Annotated in this window: 16 protein-coding genes and 1 pseudogene; 5 read left to right on the plus strand and 12 right to left on the minus strand. The window is 60.1% G+C overall.

Features of this window, described 5'->3' with window-relative positions; translation table 11 throughout:
- A pseudogene (locus VSX56_RS07700) lies at positions 1 to 85 on the plus strand (electron transfer flavoprotein subunit alpha); the annotation flags it as partial.
- Positions 86 to 141: 56 nt separating this feature from the next.
- On the opposite strand, the gene VSX56_RS07705 reads toward VSX56_RS07700, so the two are convergent.
- Positions 142 to 963 carry a DUF6473 family protein gene (locus VSX56_RS07705; protein ID WP_350936171.1) on the minus strand — a complete coding sequence of 274 codons (822 nt, stop codon included), beginning with the start codon at positions 961 to 963 and terminating at the stop codon, positions 142 to 144.
- A 164-nt stretch (positions 964 to 1,127) separates the two neighbouring features.
- Here VSX56_RS07705 and VSX56_RS07710 point away from each other — a divergent pair, with 164 nt between their 5' ends.
- A complete protein-coding gene (locus tag VSX56_RS07710; protein ID WP_339114345.1) occupies positions 1,128 to 2,003 on the plus strand; it encodes a 3-hydroxybutyryl-CoA dehydrogenase in 876 nt (291 codons plus the stop codon).
- Between the two features lie 25 nt (positions 2,004 to 2,028).
- Here VSX56_RS07710 and VSX56_RS07715 read toward each other — a convergent pair whose 3' ends face one another.
- Genes VSX56_RS07715 through VSX56_RS07745 form a run of 7 tightly spaced genes read right to left on the minus strand, consistent with a single transcriptional unit; the run spans position 2,029 to position 7,456 of the window.
- Positions 2,029 to 2,958 carry a lysophospholipid acyltransferase family protein gene (locus tag VSX56_RS07715; RefSeq protein ID WP_339114468.1) on the minus strand — a complete coding sequence of 310 codons (930 nt, stop codon included), beginning with the start codon at positions 2,956 to 2,958 and terminating at the stop codon, positions 2,029 to 2,031.
- Between the two features lie 36 nt (positions 2,959 to 2,994).
- Entirely contained in the window at positions 2,995 to 3,264 is a 270-nt protein-coding gene (locus VSX56_RS07720; RefSeq protein WP_350936174.1) for an HPr family phosphocarrier protein, read from the minus strand.
- Positions 3,245 to 3,667, minus strand: a complete 423-nt coding sequence (locus tag VSX56_RS07725; protein WP_339114343.1) for a PTS sugar transporter subunit IIA — start codon at positions 3,665 to 3,667, stop codon at positions 3,245 to 3,247. Before VSX56_RS07725 ends, VSX56_RS07720 begins: the two co-directional genes overlap by 20 nt.
- A complete protein-coding gene (gene rapZ / locus VSX56_RS07730) occupies positions 3,664 to 4,587 on the minus strand; it encodes an RNase adapter RapZ (RefSeq protein WP_339114342.1) in 924 nt (307 codons plus the stop codon). The genes VSX56_RS07725 and rapZ overlap by 4 nt, the downstream gene beginning before the upstream one ends.
- Positions 4,584 to 5,009: an HPr kinase/phosphorylase gene (locus VSX56_RS07735; RefSeq protein ID WP_339114341.1), complete on the minus strand. Its 426-nt coding sequence runs from the start codon at positions 5,007 to 5,009 to the stop codon at positions 4,584 to 4,586. The genes rapZ and VSX56_RS07735 overlap by 4 nt, the downstream gene beginning before the upstream one ends.
- A gap of 3 nt (positions 5,010 to 5,012) precedes the next feature.
- Complete coding sequence (locus tag VSX56_RS07740) at positions 5,013 to 6,719, minus strand: sensor histidine kinase (protein WP_434096018.1); 1,707 nt, start codon at positions 6,717 to 6,719, stop codon at positions 5,013 to 5,015.
- A gap of 32 nt (positions 6,720 to 6,751) precedes the next feature.
- A complete protein-coding gene (locus VSX56_RS07745) occupies positions 6,752 to 7,456 on the minus strand; it encodes a response regulator transcription factor (protein ID WP_339114339.1) in 705 nt (234 codons plus the stop codon).
- A 355-nt stretch (positions 7,457 to 7,811) separates the two neighbouring features.
- Between VSX56_RS07745 and VSX56_RS07750 the strand changes: the two genes are divergently transcribed.
- From VSX56_RS07750 to VSX56_RS07760, 3 genes are all read left to right on the plus strand, one after another.
- Positions 7,812 to 9,410 carry a phosphoenolpyruvate carboxykinase gene (locus VSX56_RS07750; RefSeq protein WP_350936178.1) on the plus strand — a complete coding sequence of 533 codons (1,599 nt, stop codon included), beginning with the start codon at positions 7,812 to 7,814 and terminating at the stop codon, positions 9,408 to 9,410.
- Positions 9,411 to 9,582: 172 nt separating this feature from the next.
- Entirely contained in the window at positions 9,583 to 10,545 is a 963-nt protein-coding gene (locus tag VSX56_RS07755; RefSeq protein WP_350936180.1) for a VPLPA-CTERM sorting domain-containing protein, read from the plus strand.
- A 149-nt stretch (positions 10,546 to 10,694) separates the two neighbouring features.
- Positions 10,695 to 12,170, plus strand: coding sequence for a phospholipase D-like domain-containing protein (locus tag VSX56_RS07760; protein WP_350936182.1), 1,476 nt, complete (start codon positions 10,695 to 10,697; stop codon positions 12,168 to 12,170).
- Here VSX56_RS07760 and rnr read toward each other — a convergent pair.
- From rnr to VSX56_RS07780, 4 genes are read right to left on the minus strand one after another with little or no spacing between them, the layout of a single operon-like run.
- The gene (gene rnr, locus VSX56_RS07765) at positions 12,162 to 14,444 is read right to left on the minus strand and encodes a ribonuclease R (protein WP_350936184.1); all 2,283 of its coding nucleotides are present in this window, start codon (positions 14,442 to 14,444) and stop codon (positions 12,162 to 12,164) included. The two genes, VSX56_RS07760 and rnr, sit on opposite strands and share 9 nt — an antisense overlap.
- 45 nt (positions 14,445 to 14,489) lie before the next feature.
- Complete coding sequence (locus VSX56_RS07770; protein ID WP_339114334.1) at positions 14,490 to 14,906, minus strand: GNAT family N-acetyltransferase; 417 nt, start codon at positions 14,904 to 14,906, stop codon at positions 14,490 to 14,492.
- Positions 14,903 to 16,045, minus strand: a complete 1,143-nt coding sequence (gene dapE / locus VSX56_RS07775; RefSeq protein WP_350936187.1) for a succinyl-diaminopimelate desuccinylase — start codon at positions 16,043 to 16,045, stop codon at positions 14,903 to 14,905. The genes VSX56_RS07770 and dapE overlap by 4 nt, the downstream gene beginning before the upstream one ends.
- Before the next feature lie 60 nt (positions 16,046 to 16,105).
- On the minus strand, positions 16,106 to 16,864 hold the full coding sequence (locus tag VSX56_RS07780; protein WP_350936189.1) for a sulfite exporter TauE/SafE family protein: 759 nt from the start codon (positions 16,862 to 16,864) through the stop codon (positions 16,106 to 16,108).
- Between the last annotated feature and the right edge of the window lie 159 nt (positions 16,865 to 17,023).

The following is a 17,023-nucleotide window of genomic DNA, read 5'->3' on the forward strand; positions in this document are numbered from 1 at the left end:
GGAAGCCCCGATCTTCCAGATCGCCGATTACGGCCTCGTGGCAGATCTCTTCGCCGCCGTGCCGGAATTGACCTCCAAGGTCTGAGACAAGAAAGGGGGCCGAAAGGCCCCCTTTTTTACCGCGCTGGTCAGTGCCTGCGCTTAGATCATTTTTGCCAGAACCGGCGCCAGAGCCTCGGCAATCTCTTCATGCACAAGCGGGCCAGGCATCGTCAGAGCCGCGGGCTCTTCCATAGCTGCAAAATGCATACCTTCCGTGCCAGACCGCCGCGCTTTCATCGACGGTTCGATCGCCACGACCACATCTGCACGACTCCGTATCTGATCCAGCATCTCGGGTGAGACCAGCAGCGGCTCCGGTCCAAGCGAGTCCCCTTGCGAGGGGTCGGTGTAATCATGCAGCGACAGCAGCACCTTACGGCCCGGGATACGGTCCAGAAGCTTGTTCATCCGCGACACCCAAGCCATCTGCAACTCCTGCGCGAGCGCCTCGAAACGGTCCGGCGCACGGCGATGCAGAGCTGTCAGCATATGCCGAGTGAAGTTGAATTCTGTAAAGTCGATATCATTGAAAACCGCGCGCATCAGATTCGACGCCCGCAGGAAGCGATCGTTCCGGCGGGGATGCACGGCATAGAACCGGTTCGACATATTCTGCGCGCCCATCAGCTGGATCACACTCACATGCGACTTCTGAAGGATTTCGCTCATCTGCGGCTCGTGCAAGAACACATCGACCCCCGCATTCAGATAGCCGAAATTCACGACCTGCATGCCAATTTTCTCTTCGACAAGCTCCGGCCATGGATTTTCCACGAACTTGCCGTAGGTTTCGGAGCCGCCGATTGCAGAGACAAAAGGCACATCCAGCCGTCGACGTGGCCCACGGAACAATAGTTTGGATTTCCCGTAACGGCACGGGAAGTAATCTAGGGCGCCCTCGCCCGGATATTCAAAGGCCATCTCCCACCTCAGTCTCAAAATCACCCAAAGGCAGTCTGCAATAAACCCATTACCAAACCACTAAGGTGAAAATTTGGCATAGAGGGTTGACCATAAGCTTTCCCCTTGCGGCGAAAGCCCTCGCCGCCCTACTGTGCAGGTGCAGAAGAGAGAGGGAGATCGCCATGACGATTCAGACAGTTGGCATCGTAGGCGCGGGACAGATGGGCAACGGGATCGCCCATGTTTTCGCGCTTGCCGGATTTGACGTGCTGCTGAACGACATTTCACAGGACGGTCTGGACAAGGGGATCGCCACGATTCGCAAGAATCTCGACCGGCAGGTTTCACGTGAAAAAATTTCCGCCGAGGAGCGTGATGCAGCCCTGTCGCGTGTCACGACGACCCTCACCCTGACCGATCTCGGACCGATGGATCTGATTATCGAGGCCGCGACCGAGCGCGAGTCGGTGAAATCCGCGATTTTCGAGGATCTCGTGCCGCATCTCGCACCGCATACCATCCTGGCCTCGAATACCTCCTCGATCTCCATCACGCGGCTTGCCTCGCGGACCGACCGCCCCGAGAAATTCATGGGCGTGCATTTCATGAACCCGGTGCCGGTGATGCAGCTGGTCGAGCTGATCCGCGGCATCGCGACCGATGAAAAGACCTTCAATGCCCTGAAAGAGGTCGTTGATAAACTTGGCAAAACCCATGCCAGCGCCGAGGATTTTCCTGCCTTCATCGTCAACCGTATCCTGATCCCGATGATCAACGAGGCGGTCTATGCGCTCTATGAGGGCGTGGGCAATGTGATCTCCATCGACCAGTCGATGAAGCTCGGTGCCGCCCATCCGATGGGCCCGCTGGAGCTTGCGGATTTCATCGGGCTCGACACCTGTCTGGCGATCATGAATGTGCTGCATGACGGGCTGGCCGATACCAAATACCGCCCCTGTCCGCTTCTGACGAAATATGTCGAGGCCGGCTGGCTCGGCCGGAAATCCGGTCGCGGGTTCTATGATTACCGCGGCGAGACACCCGTCCCGACCCGCTGAACAAAAGCCCGGCTCTGGCCGGGCTTCATTCTTTCAGCGAGAGCACCTCCTCACGCATATCGGCGAGCCATTGGCGCGGAGTCTTCAGCGCATCCGCCATCTCCTCGGGTGATCTGACATGGCCGATGATCGGGCGCTGCGGCTTGTTGAAGGCGGCACGGATCTCGTAAAGAAGCAAAGATTGACGTAGCGTCGCCGATAGCTGGTTCGCGATCTGGTAGAGCCGCGAGTTATGCGTCGGGAAACGGACCGGCAGAACCTGCGCCCTGGACCGTGCGACCATCTTGGCGGTAAACGGGTTCCATTCCTTCTCGACCACCGGCCCGAAAAAGCTCTCGGAGGCCGCCACAGACCCTGCGGGAAATAACACGATACAGCCGCCGCGCTTGAGATGCAGCATTGCATCCGCGCGCATCTTCAGCCCTTCCTCCCGCGCATCCGCCTCATGGGCAAAGGGCACAGGGATCATGAAAGGCGCGATTTCTGGCAGGCCTGTCAGAAGGTTGCGTGTGAGGATCTTGTAATCGGTGCGCACCCGCCCGATCACCTCGGCCAGCACCATCCCATCCACCAGCCCATGCGGATGGTTCGCCACGATCACCAGAGGGCCAGTGGGGGGAATTCGCATGATCTCCGCCTCGGGAGTGGTGACAGTGATCCCCATGACATCGAGCGCCTGCGCCCAGAACGCCTGTCCTTCGGGGATGCCGCGCGCCTCGAACTTGCGGATTATACGCAGGATATGCAGCTTGGCGGTGCCCCATTCGATTGTGCGGATCACCGCGCGTTTGAATGGGTTGGTGAAGGTGCCCGCATAGGACAGACGGCGTTTGTCATAGGGTTTCTGAACGGTCTGGAAACCGTCATCTGTCCGGATATCCTGCGCTGCACTCCCCGAGGACAGGACCGATCTGCCTTTGCCATCATCAGGCGTTTGTAAATCGGTCTGTTGCATCTGGTTCACGACAGGCCTCTTCGTCAGGTGGCGGGGTCAGAACCCCTCGCCGAAATAATCGGCAACCAGTTCCGCAAGAGCCGTCATCAGCGCCTCGGCTTCGGCTCCCGTTGTGGTGACCTCGATGGACGTTCCACGTGAAGCAGCCAGCATGAGAAGCCCCATGATCGAGTCGCCCGACACGCTCATGCCATCTTTGGACACTTCGGCCCGAGCGTCAAATCTTTCAACGATCTCAACGAATTTTGCCGAGGCCCGCGCGTGCAGCCCCTTCTCGTTGATGATCTTAAGCTCCTGATGCGCCATGCATTCCTTCCCTGCTCCCATAGGCAGAGTAACTATTGATATATTTGCGTCCTGCATCAAGTGCTGCCTCCACCGCGGCGTGTACGCCGAGGCTTCTAGACTTCGCAAGCTTGATCAATAGTGGCAAATTCGCACCATAAATGATCTCGCGCTCGCAATTCTCACAGGCTTTCAGGCTGAGATTGGATGGCGAGGCCCCAAACATATCGGTTACGACCACGACCCCGAAACCGCTATCCACCGCATCGGCTGCCGCCCTGATCTCGATCTGTTTTTCGGCGCGATCATGGCCATCCTCGATGGTGATGGCACGGATGCCCTGCTGGGGCCCCACGACATGCTCCACCGCCGCGAGATACTCGCGGGCCAAACCACCATGAGCGACAATCACGATTCCGATCAAGCGCCGTTTCCCGTTCCAGAGGCGGGCAGTTCGAGCCCGCGCCGTTCCAACTCTCTGTGCCGTTTAGACACATGCCAACCGGCCTCTGCAAGAGCACCAGAAACCGATTCCGTAAGGGCAACAGAGCGATGTTTACCCCCAGTACATCCAAAGCCTACAGCCAAATGTGTTTTTCCTTCCTCAACATGGGCAGGCAAAGTGAAAAGAAGAAGCCCCATCACCCTGTCGAAGAATTCACGATAGCGTGGATCATGTGTGACATAGTCCGCCACCGCAGCATCGCGCCCGTCCTTTGGGCGCAGTTCGGGCTGCCAATGCGGGTTGGCCAGAAACCGGCAATCGAACATGATATCGAGCCCTCGCGGCACGCCACGTTTGTAGCTGAAACTATGCACCGATACCGCCAGCCCCGCCGTCTTGCGCTGATCGAACAGCTGGTTGATCTCGGCGCGTGCATCATGGACCGTCATCGCCGAACTGTCGATGAGGATATCGGCACGGGCGCGGATCGGCACCAGAAGGTCGATCTCGCGCAGGATGCCCTCTTCGGGCGCATCATCGGGCGAGAGCGGATGACGCCTGCGCGTTTCGGAATAGCGCCGCTGCAGCACATCGGGCCGCGCATCCATATACAGAACTTCCAGCTGGATCTTCGGCTCCCGCGTCAACCGGTCGATCAGCTCGATAAGGCGCGTCGCGCTGAACTCGCGGTTGCGTACATCGATCCCCAGCGCGATGGGCTGCAATACCGGCCCGTCAAGCACTCTCGGAACCATCGAGAGCGGCAGGTTGTCGATAGTCTCGTAGCCCAGATCCTCCAGTGCCGCGATCACGGTCGACCGCCCTGCCCCGGAGGGGCCGGTGACCAGCACAACGCGCTGGCTCAGATCTTCGGTGTCACATTCGGCGTGGTGGGTCACGCAACTCTCCCGGCTTTGAGATATTGCCAGATTGCTGCATCAAGATGACCATGTTGCAAGCGCAGCACAAGGGGCAGCGACACCCCATAAAGAGAGATATTTCGCAGCGGCGGCAGTCTTTCCGTCTCGGTCCGGTCAAGATCCACAACCAGTGAGATAAAAGCCTCCTCCAGCACATCCGCCGCAAGAATGCCCACACCGCGCGCCTCGATCCGCCCGCGGATCGCTGCTGGCGCGCGCGCCAACAAGCCACCATCCCTAAACGTCAGATCGGTGCGGTCATCGGCCACAAGCTGCCCGCCAATGGCCATCAGCTTGAGTGCCAGCGTGGATTTCCCTGTACCGGATGCCCCGAGGATCAACACCGCACGCTGCGCATCGAGCGCGACACAACTGGCGTGCAGGATGTGCCGGACGCTCATGGATTAGAACGGAAGCCCGACCACGAAACGCGCGCCAAGCGGTTCGGAGGTCACATCGGCATCGGTCGGGCGGATATTCTCGGCCCAGATCACGCCGCCATGCGCCTCGACGATCTGCTTGGAAATCGCCAGACCGAGCCCCGAATGATCCCCGAACTGGCCCTCGGGCCGCTGCGAGTAGAAGCGTTTGAAGACCTTCGACAGAGCCTCTTCCGGAATGCCCGGACCGGTATCCTCAACCACCACCAGCACCCGATGATCGCGTCTGCGGGCCCAGACACGCACCGCATCTCCCTCTTCGCTGAAGGAAATGGCATTGCTGATCAGGTTCACGAAGACCTGCGCGAGGCGGCCCTCCAACCCGTTGATCACGATAGGATCGGCGGGCAGATCGATGATGAAATCCACGCCTTTCTGCTTTGCCTGATCGCCCAGATACTGCGCGAGATTATCGACCATATGGATCAGGTCGAAGGGCTCTTCCTCCTCCTTGACCAGCTCGGAATCAAGCCGCGAGGCATTGGAGATATCGGAAACCAGACGGTCGAGACGGCGCACGTCGTGGTCGATCACATCGAGAAGCTTCTCGCGGTGCTCTTCCTTCTTCACCATCCGCAGCGAGGCCACGGCAGAGCGCAGGCTCGCCAGCGGATTCTTGATCTCGTGGCTGACATCTGCCGCAAACTGCTCGTTGGCATCGATCCGGTCATAAAGCGCCGTCACCATCCCGCGCAGCGCACCAGACAGACGTCCGATCTCGTCGGGGCGGGCGGACAGATCGGGGATGCGGACCCGCGCGGGACTGACCTTGCGGGCATGGCGCTCGCCGCCGATCTCGGCCGCCGCCGCCAGATCGGAGATCGGGTTGGCGATCGTCGAGGCCAGCACCAGCGACAGACCGATCGAGACGATGATGGCGATGACAAACATCTGCAGCACCTGCTCGCGTTCCACGCGCACCAGATGGTCGATCTCGCCGGCAGCCGAGGTCAACGCGATAGAGCCCACGATCCGATCTCCCTGGTAAATCCCTGTTGCAACAGAGAAAATCGTAGCGCCGGACGTATCGCGGCGTGTATCCATGCGGGTAACACCGGGACGCAACTCGGCATTGAGATCCTGCGCGATGACCTGCGTGCTGACCTTCGCACCCTCCTCATCGCCATGGATGAGCGAGGACGCCCATCCCCAGCCACGGCTCAGGAGATCGGTCAACAGGGTCGAGCGCGTATCGTCATGTCCGCCAGTCACATCGGCAGGGGGAGCGGTCACCACGTCATCCGAGCTGATCAGCAGGTTGCCCGCCGCATCGAAGACATAAAGCGAAGAGCCCGAGGGAAGCTGGATACCCGAAAGCGTATCCACGACATCGATCCCGTCGCCTGCCGCCAGATTGACGGGCGCGGTCTTGGGCAGACGCGCCTCGAACACATCGGCAACCAGCTCGGCCTCGACCACGATCGCATTCTCGCGTTGGACCACAAGGCTGTCACGGAACGGATTGAGATAGAGCACCCCCGCCACGAGAACGACCATCGCCAGAAGATTGAAGATGATGATCTTTCGCGCGAGCGGCGAGCGGTTGAGCGAGATTAGGTTGCGTGTCTCGCGGCGTTTGCTCACGCTCTCGTCGACGGCGCCCTTGCCCCCGACCAAGTCCTCGCCTGGATCGACAGCCACCGTATCCCTGTTCCGTTTCCTGGCACTCATTCCAAGGCTCAACCCGATCCGTCCTGCGATACTCATTCTTCGTTATAACGATAGCCGATGCCATACAGCGTCTCGATAGCCGAGAAATCCTCGTCGACGCTGCGCATCTTCTTGCGCAGACGCTTGATATGGCTGTCGATCGTGCGATCATCGACATAGACCTGATCGTCATAGGCCACATCCATCAGCTGATCGCGCGATTTCACGAAACCCGGACGCTGTGCCAGCGCCTGAAGAAGCAGGAACTCGGTGACCGTCAGAGTCACATCCTTACCCTTCCAGCTGACCGAGTGGCGCAGCGGATCCATGACCAGCGCCCCGCGCGTGATCGTCTTGGTCTCTTCGGTCTGCACCGTCTCCACGCGGCCCTCCAGCGCATCCTGACGGCGCAGGAGCGCCCGGATACGCTCGACCAGAAGCCGCTGGCTGAAAGGCTTTTTCACATAGTCGTCGGCGCCCATCCGCAGGCCCAGAACCTCGTCGATCTCGTCATCTTTCGAGGTCAGGAAGATCACCGGCATCTGGGTCTTCTGGCGCAGACGCTGCAGCAGGTCCATCCCGTCCATACGCGGCATCTTGATATCAAGAACGGCCATATCGGGCAGGCGTTTATTGAACGCATCCAGCGCCGATTGCCCGTCATTATAGGTCTCCACATCGAACCCTTCGGCCTCGAGAGTCATGGCAACCGAAGTAAGAATATTGCGATCATCATCGACCAAAGCAATCCGCGACATGTGCCTGCACCCTCATTCTTCCGGACGGTTATACTTAATGGCCATCATCGACGCCCCTGCGAGAAGAATCAACACGAAGCTCAATCCCGCAGCAATTCCGCCCTCCATTGCATCCGAAAAGCCTCAATTTAAGATTAACTGCAAAGATTGCGTCCTTCTGTCACATAAGTGATTGCGCTAAAGTGTAAATGATAACGCTAACGGTAGCGCACCCTGTGTTCCCTAAAGATTTCAGCGTGATATATGGTCGATTATCCGGTGCATCTCTGGCACCGAAGGCGATCCGGCCAAGGCCCGGCAGGATCGGGAGGATTCCATTGAACCGCCGCACCACGACGGCATTCGGGAGCAACAGATGATCATCGGACACGTGAACCCGGCACAGCGCCTGGAAGATCAAGGCATTTCTGGACTGGGCAATGTCTATTACAACCTGATCGAGCCGGCGCTTATCGAAGAAGCGCTGAAACGCAATGAAGGCACGCTTGGCAAAGGCGGCGCATTCTATTGCACCACCGGCGCCCATACCGGCCGTTCGCCCAAAGACAAGTTCGTCGTCCGCACCCCCGAAGTCGAAGACACCATCTGGTGGGAAAACAACGCGCCCATGGAGGAAGACAAGTTCGACCTCCTCTATGCCGATATGCTCGAGCATATGAAGGGCCGCGACTATTTCGTGCAGGATCTCTTCGGTGGTGCCGACCCCGAACACCGTCTCGACGTGCGCGTCGTGTCGGAACTCGCCTGGCACAACCTGTTCATCCGCACCATGCTGCGCCGTCCCGAGCGCTCCGAACTGGACGATTTCATCCCCGAATTCACCATCGTGAACTGCCCCAGCTTCAAGGCCGATCCCGAGCGTCACGGTTGCCGCTCGGAAACGGTCATCGCGCTCAACTTCACCAAGAAGCTGATCCTGATCGCCAATACCCAGTATTCGGGCGAGAACAAGAAGGGCGTCTTCACCCTTCTCAACTATATTCTGCCCGGCAATAACATCATGGCGATGCACTGCTCGGCCAACCATGCCATCGACAACCCCGACGACAGCGCGATCTTCTTCGGCCTGTCGGGCACCGGCAAGACGACGCTTTCGGCAAGCCCCTCGCGCACGCTGATCGGCGATGACGAGCATGGCTGGTCCGACAAGGGCATCTTCAATTTCGAGGGCGGCTGCTACGCAAAGACGATCAATCTCTCGGCCGAGGCCGAGCCGGAGATCTACGCGACCTGCTCCATGTTCGGCACCGTGGTCGAGAACATGACCTTCGACCCCGAGACGCTCGATCTCAATTTCGAAGACAACTCGATCACCGATAACATGCGCTGCGCCTACCCGCTGCATTACATCTCGAATGCCTCGGAAGACTCGGTGGGCGGCAACCCCAAGCATGTGATCATGCTGACCTGCGATGCCTATGGCGTCCTGCCCCCCATCGCGCGCCTGACACCGGCACAGGCCATGTATCACTTCCTGTCGGGCTTCACCTCGAAGACCCCTGGCACCGAGATCGGTGTGGTGGAACCCATCCCGACCTTCTCGACCTGCTTTGGTGCACCCTTCATGCCGCGTCGTCCGGAAGTCTATGGCAAGCTTCTGGCCGAGAAGATCGCCAAGAACGGCGCCTCGTGCTGGCTGGTGAATACCGGCTGGACCGGCGGCAAGTTCGGCGAAGGCAAGCGGATGCCGATCAAGGCGACCCGCGCCCTTCTGGATGCAGCTCTCGACGGCTCGCTCGAGGCGGTCCAGTTCCGCAAGGATCCGAATTTCGGCTTCGACGTTCCGGTTCTGGTCGATGGCGTGGACACCAAACTACTGAACCCGCGCGACACCTGGGCGGATGGCGCTGCCTATGACGCACAGGCCGCCAAGCTGGTGAAGATGTTCTCGGACAATTTCGAGCAATACGTGCCCTATATCGACGACGAAGTGAAAGCCGTCGCGATCGGCTGATCCGACCAGCCCCGCAAAACATCGGAGATCCCGCCATAAAAAGTGGCGGGATCTTTTCATTCTGGGGTTGAATTCCTTTCGGCCAATAATTTCTCAAAACACTTGTTACCCCAAGGTAAACATCAGGCATTCTTATCTCCACGAGCATTTCACACATTTTGGAGACATAGAATTGCGCCTGAGACATATCAGACATTTTGCGCTCTACGCAGCGCTTGCCCTGCCGGTTCTGACAGCTCCGGTCCATGCGGCCAGCACCTATGCCGAAGTAAGCACGTTTGAAGGCAGCGCATATTGCTATGTAAGCTGCACGGATATAACGCTCACCAATCCCCGCAACTACATCACCTACAACACCTATACAGACTATGGCAGCCGGGGCGCGGTTGCAGGGCAGGAAACCTCTTCGGTCGCGATTGATGGGTCCACCGGTGCCATTACAAGCAGCACCAGCTACCTCCAAGGCGATATGCCTGTCGAGGAACAGCCCTTTGGGAACTGGTATAGCAATGATGATGTCAGCGACGATCCGACGACCGAGGCCTATGAATACAGTGGCTGGGGCGCCTATGCCGGTGCCAGTATCTATGGAGCTCTGACGGCTTCCGGCAGCGGCTATCTGACCGCCTCCGCCACTTTCAGCGGGGATGTGGCCATGACCTACTACCAGCGCCTGAATTCGACCTATACGGACATCTCGGCCATTGCCGGCCTCACGCTCTACACATCGGATTATCTGTCGGACGGGGCCGAGAGTTTTTCATCGGATAGCGCCAGCTATTATCAGTATCTCGATACCTATTCCTTCTCCGATGACGGGATACTGGCGGATGGCAGCTATGATTTCGGCGATACGTTCAGCTTCGACCTGACCACAACGATCTGGCTTGAAGATGGCGAAACCGCATTTCTGGATCTTTGGACCTATCTCTCTGCTTGGGGAGCAACCACAGCGACATCCACCCTTGCGCTGGCATTCGCAACCACCGAGGGTCTAACCGTCTCCTCCGATAGCGATCTCTTTTCCGCGGTCCCCGCGGTTCCCCTTCCCGCAAGTGCCCTGTTACTTCTATGCGCGATTGCGGGACTGCCTCTATTGCGTCGGCGCGAGAGGACACCCCTTCCCGCAGCCTGATCCGTCTTCGTCAGGGCCGGCTTTCCGGCCCTTTTCCTTTGACGGCCACGGACTAGGTAATATCCGTAACAAGCCCGTGGTGACCTATGCTCTTTGCTTTATTCGCGATTTTAGCCATCGCGCTGATTTTCCTATGGCGGATCACGCGTTTGCCTACCCGTCCCGACCTCTCGCCCGATCATGTCACCACACCCGATGGAACCCGTCTCGGAAAGATGTGGCCGGATCTCGAGACCACGGGGCTTTTGCCCCTGCCCGACGGGATCGAGGCTTTTGCCACGCGGCTCAAGCTCGTCGAGCAGGCCGAGCATAGTCTTGATGTGCAATATTACCTCTGGCGTCCGGATGCCTGCGGCAGCCTGATGTTTAACGCATTACGCCGCGCGGCCGATCGCGGGGTAAAGGTCCGCATCCTGCTCGATGACAATGCGACCAAGCGCATTGATCCGCGCATCGTCTGGATGGACGCCCATCCGCAGGTGGAGGTCAGGCTCTTCAACCCCTTCCCGCTGCGCGGCATGCGGCTTTTGGGCTATGCGATGGATTTCGCCCGCCTCAACCGGCGGATGCACAACAAGGCGCTGGTTGCCGATGGTCGCGCCGCCGTGCTGGGCGGGCGCAATATCGGGGACGAATATTACAACGATCTTGCCCGCATGGGCACATTCATGGATTTCGACGCGCTGGTGATGGGCAAGGCCGCGCAAGAAGCCCGCGAGGAATTCGAGACCTACTGGAATAGCGAGCCCACATGGCCCGCAAGCGCGATCCTGCCGCAGCGGTTACTGAAAGACGAGACCACCGGCGGGACGCAGAATGCCGAATGTCTAACCAGCGAGGGCGCGCAGAAATTCGCGGCCCTTCTGGAGCAAACGCCCACCACCGACGAGCTGGAAGCCGATCGTCCCACCCTGCGTCAGGCAGAGGTCAAGCTCCTCTATGATGCGCCCGAGAAAGTGCTGGGCCGCGCGCGCCGCCGCAATCTCCTGTTTCCCAATATGCATATGGCGATGGGCACGCCGACCAAGAGCTTCGATATCATCTCCCCCTATTTCGTGCCCCGCAATGCGGGCCGCCGGCAGCTGATCAAACTGGCCAAAGCGGGCGTGAAGGTCCGCATCCTCACCAACTCTCTGGCCTCCTCGGACAAGCCGATCGTCCATACGGGTTATGCCGGCCAGCGGCGCAAGCTTCTCTCGGGCGGGGTGGAGATTTTCGAATTCGCCCATGACGAGCATGTCAAGTTCCGCCGCGGGCTGATCGGGCATCACCGCCGCGGGACCTCGCCCTTCGCGCGGACCAAACTGCATGCCAAGATCCTTTCGGTCGATGTCGAGAAGGTCTTTATCGGCACGTTCAATTTCGATCCGCGCTCGCTTCTGCTCAACACCGAGATGGGGATCGTGATCCATGACAAGAAATGGGCGGAAGACCTGCATAAGGGCTTTGAGACCGTCATCCCTGCCGCCGCATGGCAGCTGACGCGCGAACATAAGCGCATCCGCTGGGAGCGGCAGGTTGACGGACAAGGCACCGAGGTCTGGCACCACGAGCCCTATACCTCGTGGTGGCAGAGATCGCTGATCGTGGCAGGATCTCTTCTGCCGATCGAGTGGTTACTTTGACTTCCGCTCGCGCTTGACCTTGCGGGTCTTGGCGCGGGCTTTGGCCTTGAGCGCCCCGATCTTGCGCGGCGCCGAGGTGCCGGGCCGCCCCTTGCGCCTTGCGCCGCGACGCGAGCTGGGCAGTTCTGCCCCTTCCAGCTGCAGCAGGTCCAGCAGCAGGCCACCCGTCACCGGCACGGCTTCCACCAGACGCACCAGAACCCGCATGCCAGCGGTGATCTCTATGCCGGTATCAGCGCCGGTCAGGGTCTGGGCCTCGCGGTCGAAATGGAAGAACTCGTTGCCGATGGCACGGATCGGGATCATGCCATCCGCCCCCGTCTCATCGAGCCGGATGAACAGGCCGAACCCCTGCACGCCCGACACGCGCCCCGTAAACTCGTTGCCCACGCGTTCGGACAGATAGGCCGCCAGATAACGGTCGGTCGTGTCGCGCTCGGCCGCCATCGAGCGGCGCTCGGTATCCGAGATCTGCTTGGCCGTTTCTTCCAGATGCTCGACATCCCATTGGCTGAGCCCGTCATCGCCCCATTTATGCCCCGCAATCAATGCGCGATGCACGATCAGGTCCGAATAGCGGCGGATCGGCGAGGTGAAATGCGCATAGGATTTCAGCGCCAGACCGAAATGCCCGAAATTCTGCGGGTAGTAATAGGCCTGCGTCATGGTCCGCAGCGTAGACATATTAATCAGCTCGTTGAAATCGCTGTCCAATGCCTGCTCCAGCAGGTGGTTGAGATGCGAGGTCCGCAGGACCTGCCCCTTGGCCAGCTTGAAGCCCGAGGCCTGCGCCACCTCGCGCAGACTCTCGAGCTTGTCCTGACTGGGTTCTTCATGGACACGATATAGTAGCGGGCGTTTCAGCCGCTCCAGCTCCTCGGCAGCGGCCACATTGGCCAACACCATGAATTCCTCGATCAGCTTATGCGCATCCAGCCGCTCCTTGAACTGGATCGACAGCACCTTGCCCTCATCCGAGAGCACGATCTTGCGCTCGGGCAGATCGAGGTTCAGCGGCTGGCGACGGGCCCGCGCGCGCAAAAGCGCGGCATAGCAGTCGTAAAGCGGCTCGATCACCTCGTCCATCAGGGCCGCGCATTGCTCATCCGGGTTGCCATCCTGAGCGCGCTGCACCTGGGCATATTCCAGCGAGGCCACAGATTTGATCATCGCGCGGTGGAAGCTATGGCGGACCTTGTTGCCATCGGCATCGATGGTCATCTTCGCCACCAGAACCGCCCGCGACACACCTTCGTGCAGCGAACACAAATCCCCCGACAGCCGGTCGGGCAACATCGGCACCACACGGTCGGGGAAATAGCTCGAATTGCCGCGCATCCGCGCCTCGCGGTCGAGCGCGGAATTGGGCGTCACATAATGCGCCACATCGGCAATCGCGACCCAGAGGATGGTGCCATCCTCATTCGCGGGATCCTTGTCATATTCGACGAAACAGGCATCGTCATGGTCGCGCGCATCGCCCGGATCGATGGTGACGAAGGGCATATGCGTGAGGTCCTCGCGCCCCGCCATGCCCGCAGGCTTCGCGGCATCGGCCTCGGCGATCACCTCATCGGGGAAACGGTCCGGGATACCATGCTGGTGGATCGCGATGAGCGACACGGCCTTGGGCGCGGTCGGGTCACCCAGACGCGCGATGATCCGCGCGAGCGGCAGACCCATGCGGCCACGCGGGCCGGTCTGTTCCGCCTCGACCAGCTCGCCATCGCGGGCCTCCATCGCGGCGGCATGCGGCACATGCCATTCCTTGTCCTGCCCCTTGTCGATCGGCACGATCCGCCCGCCCTCGGCGGTTTTGCGGAAAATACCCACAACGACCTTCTTGGCCGCCGAACCGATCTTGCGGATCGGGCGCGCCTCGTAATCATATTGCTCGTCGGGCGTCTCGGTCAGCCGTGCCAGCACACGGTCATGGGGCCCCAGCGCCTCTTCGCCCGCTTTGGGGATGATCAGGATCAGAGGCTCTGCCCCCTCACCTTCCCATTCTAGGGGCTTGGCCCAGAGATCGCCCATACTGTCGGGGCGCAGCACCTCGAGCACGGTCACGGGCGGCAGCTTCGAGGGCTCGCGGAAGGACTTGCGACGGCGCTCGACCAACCCCTCGTCCTCCATCTCGCGCAGGATGCGCTTCAGCTCGATCTTGCCTTGGCCTTTGATCCCAAAAGCACGGGCAATATCACGCTTGGAGGTCGTGGTCGGGTTATCATTGAGCCAATCGAGGATTTGGCTGCGGGACGGAATCTGTGTTGTCATGATTTTTGCCTAGCACGGCGCGCCAATTCCGTCACGCGGGAAAGATCAAAGGGGGGCAACCATATCGCGATGGGGCACATGGCCGTCGGGATAGGGGGCGCCATAGGCCACATAGCCGAGCTTTTCGTAGAAGGGGATCGCCTGCACCTGTGCGCTGAGTTTGGCTTTGGTGCAGCCCCTCGCCTTGGCCCGCGCCATGGCATCGCGCAGGATCTCGGCCCCGAGACCCAGACCGCGATGCGATTTCGCCACGCAGATCCGGCCGATCTTGGCGGTATCGCCCTCGGTGAACACCCGCGCGGAGGCAATCGGCTGATCCCCCTCGCGCATCAGGATCTGCATCGCCTCCGCGTCGCGGCCATCGAATTCATCGGCCTCGGTAAAACCCTGCTCGTCGATGAAGACCGCGCGGCGCAAGGCGTAGACTTCGGTCAGATCGGTCACTTCCTCGCAGGTTCTCATACGAAATAGCCTTTCAGGATACGGGTATAGACGGCCTTCAACTGGGTGATCTGGGCGATCTCGATCCGCTCGTCGACCTTATGCATGGTCTTGCCGACCAGACCGAATTCGAGCACCGGACAATGGTTCTTGATGAACCGCGCATCCGAGGTGCCGCCCGAGGTCGAGAGTTCTGGGCGAATGCCGCATTCGGCTTCAATCGCATTGGAGACCAGATCCACGAAAGGCCCCGGCGCGGTGTAGAAGCTCTCGCCCGAGATCGACGCCGTCAGGCCGATCTTCACGCCCGTTGCCCCAGCCACCTCCGCCACCAGACCCTCGGCCCATTCGGTCAGAGACGCCCCGCTATGGGCATCATTGAAGCGGATATTCACCCGCGCCATGGCCCGTGCAGGCACCACATTGCTGGCCTGATTGCCACAATCGATGGTGGTCATCTGCAACGATGTCGGGTCAAAATGCGCCGTGCCATTATCCAGCGGCTGGGCATTCATCCGGCCCAGCAGGTCCACCAGCGCATGGAGCGGGTTCTTGGCGCGATGCGGATAGGCCACATGCCCCTGCACGCCCTCGGCGACAAGGTCAAAGGTCACCGACCCGCGCCGCCCGATCTTGATCATATCGCCCAAGACCTCCGGAGAAGTCGGCTCGCCCACCAGACAGACCGACATTGTCTCGCCCTGAGCCTCCATCCAGTCGAGCACCGCCACAGTGCCATCCTTGGCAGGGCCTTCCTCATCGCCGGTGATGACAAAGACAATCGCACCTTCAGGGGGCGTGTCCTTCACGAAATCCACGGCGGCCGCGACAAAGGCCGCCACCCCCGTCTTCATATCGGTGGCCCCGCGGCCCCAAAGGACGCCATCCTCGATCAGCCCCGAAAACGGCGGATGCGTCCATGCCGCCTCATCCCCCACCGGCACCACATCGGTATGGCCGCCAAAGCCAAAACTTCTTGCCGCGTTCTTGGCGCCCCAGCGGGCGAAGAGGTTCGACACGCCCCCCCGATCCACGCGAGTGCAGGCAAAGCCCGCCTCTGCCAGCAACCGCTCCAGCAGGACCAATGCGCCCCCCTCCTCCGGCGTCACGGAAGGGCAACGGATCAGCCGGGCGCTCAGGTCGACGGGATCAATGGGCATGGGTTGGGCTCCTGTCAGGGGTTTTGCTCGGCATAGCGCGAAGACAGCCGAGGCACAACATCAGCCCATGAAGGCCTTTCGCAGCAGGTTCATCCCCGTCAGCATCAGAACGAACAGTGTCGCACGGCGGAACATCACCGCATTCAGGCGGTCATGCGCCCGAAAACCCAGCCACAGCCCGACAAAGGACGGGATCACCAGAAGCGCCGACATCGGGAATGTATGGGCATTCATCACGCCGGTCATCAGATGCGCGCCGGTCAGCATGACACCACCGGCAAAGAACGACACGCCCATAATCCGCATGGCCTCCGTCTTCTCGACCTTCATCGACATCAGATAGGCGATCAGCGGCGGCCCCCAGATACCGGAGATCCCGCCAAAGAGACCGCCCACAACGCTCGACCAGAACTCGAACCGCTTCGCGTGGCGGGTATGCAGGCGGAACCCGTATCCGAGGATCTCGGAGACAGAATAAAGGATGATCGGCCCGCCCAGAAGCGCATAGGCCACAGCCTGCGGCAGGATGGTGACGAAATTGGCGCTGATCGCGATATAGACCAATAGCGTGATCAGGTGCACTCGGTATTGCACCGCCGTCTTCCACGCCTCGCACCAGCCCTGCCGCAACGCCTGCGCCACATTGGTGGCCGTGACCGGCAGGATCAAGAGCGCCAGCGCCGTATCTGCATCGAAAATCGACGCATAAACCGAGAGCATGATCATCGGCAGCGCGAAGCCGATTGCCCCTTTGACGAAACCCGCAAGCACCGCCACCCCGACAGCCACAGCCAGCTGCCAGATCTCCATCCCGAACATCACACTCTCCCCCCAGAGGTTTCGCCCCAGACTTACAACCCGTGGAAGACATTGAATAGACAGAACTATCCAATCCTCTTGGTAACTTTAAATCAAATTATAACTCCCTTTTGTGTTTTTATTGCGCTGCGGCTGCGAAGGGATTATGCTGCAGGCGAG

The sequence above is a fragment of the Thioclava kandeliae genome, assembly GCF_040297545.1.
In the GTDB taxonomy this organism is placed as follows: domain Bacteria; phylum Pseudomonadota; class Alphaproteobacteria; order Rhodobacterales; family Rhodobacteraceae; genus Thioclava; species Thioclava kandeliae.

Bases quoted from the DNA above. Each gene is read 5' to 3' on its own strand.
- VSX56_RS07770 (WP_339114334.1), bottom strand. From the start codon at position 14,906: ATGAGAACCTGCGAGGAAGTGACCGATCTGACCGAAGTCTACGCCTTG.
- dapE (WP_350936187.1), bottom strand. From the start codon at position 16,045: ATGCCCATTGATCCCGTCGACCTGAGCGCCCGGCTGATCCGTTGCCCT.
- VSX56_RS07735 (WP_339114341.1), bottom strand. From the start codon at position 5,009: ATGAGCGTCCGGCACATCCTGCACGCCAGTTGTGTCGCGCTCGATGCG.
- VSX56_RS07710 (WP_339114345.1), top strand. From the start codon at position 1,128: ATGACGATTCAGACAGTTGGCATCGTAGGCGCGGGACAGATGGGCAAC.
- VSX56_RS07780 (WP_350936189.1), bottom strand. From the start codon at position 16,864: ATGTTCGGGATGGAGATCTGGCAGCTGGCTGTGGCTGTCGGGGTGGCG.
- VSX56_RS07740 (WP_434096018.1), bottom strand. From the start codon at position 6,719: ATGAGTGCCAGGAAACGGAACAGGGATACGGTGGCTGTCGATCCAGGC.
- VSX56_RS07715 (WP_339114468.1), bottom strand. From the start codon at position 2,958: ATGCAACAGACCGATTTACAAACGCCTGATGATGGCAAAGGCAGATCG.
- rnr (WP_350936184.1), bottom strand. From the start codon at position 14,444: ATGACAACACAGATTCCGTCCCGCAGCCAAATCCTCGATTGGCTCAAT.
- VSX56_RS07750 (WP_350936178.1), top strand. From the start codon at position 7,812: ATGATCATCGGACACGTGAACCCGGCACAGCGCCTGGAAGATCAAGGC.
- VSX56_RS07705 (WP_350936171.1), bottom strand. From the start codon at position 963: ATGGCCTTTGAATATCCGGGCGAGGGCGCCCTAGATTACTTCCCGTGC.
- VSX56_RS07720 (WP_350936174.1), bottom strand. From the start codon at position 3,264: ATGGCGCATCAGGAGCTTAAGATCATCAACGAGAAGGGGCTGCACGCG.
- VSX56_RS07745 (WP_339114339.1), bottom strand. From the start codon at position 7,456: ATGTCGCGGATTGCTTTGGTCGATGATGATCGCAATATTCTTACTTCG.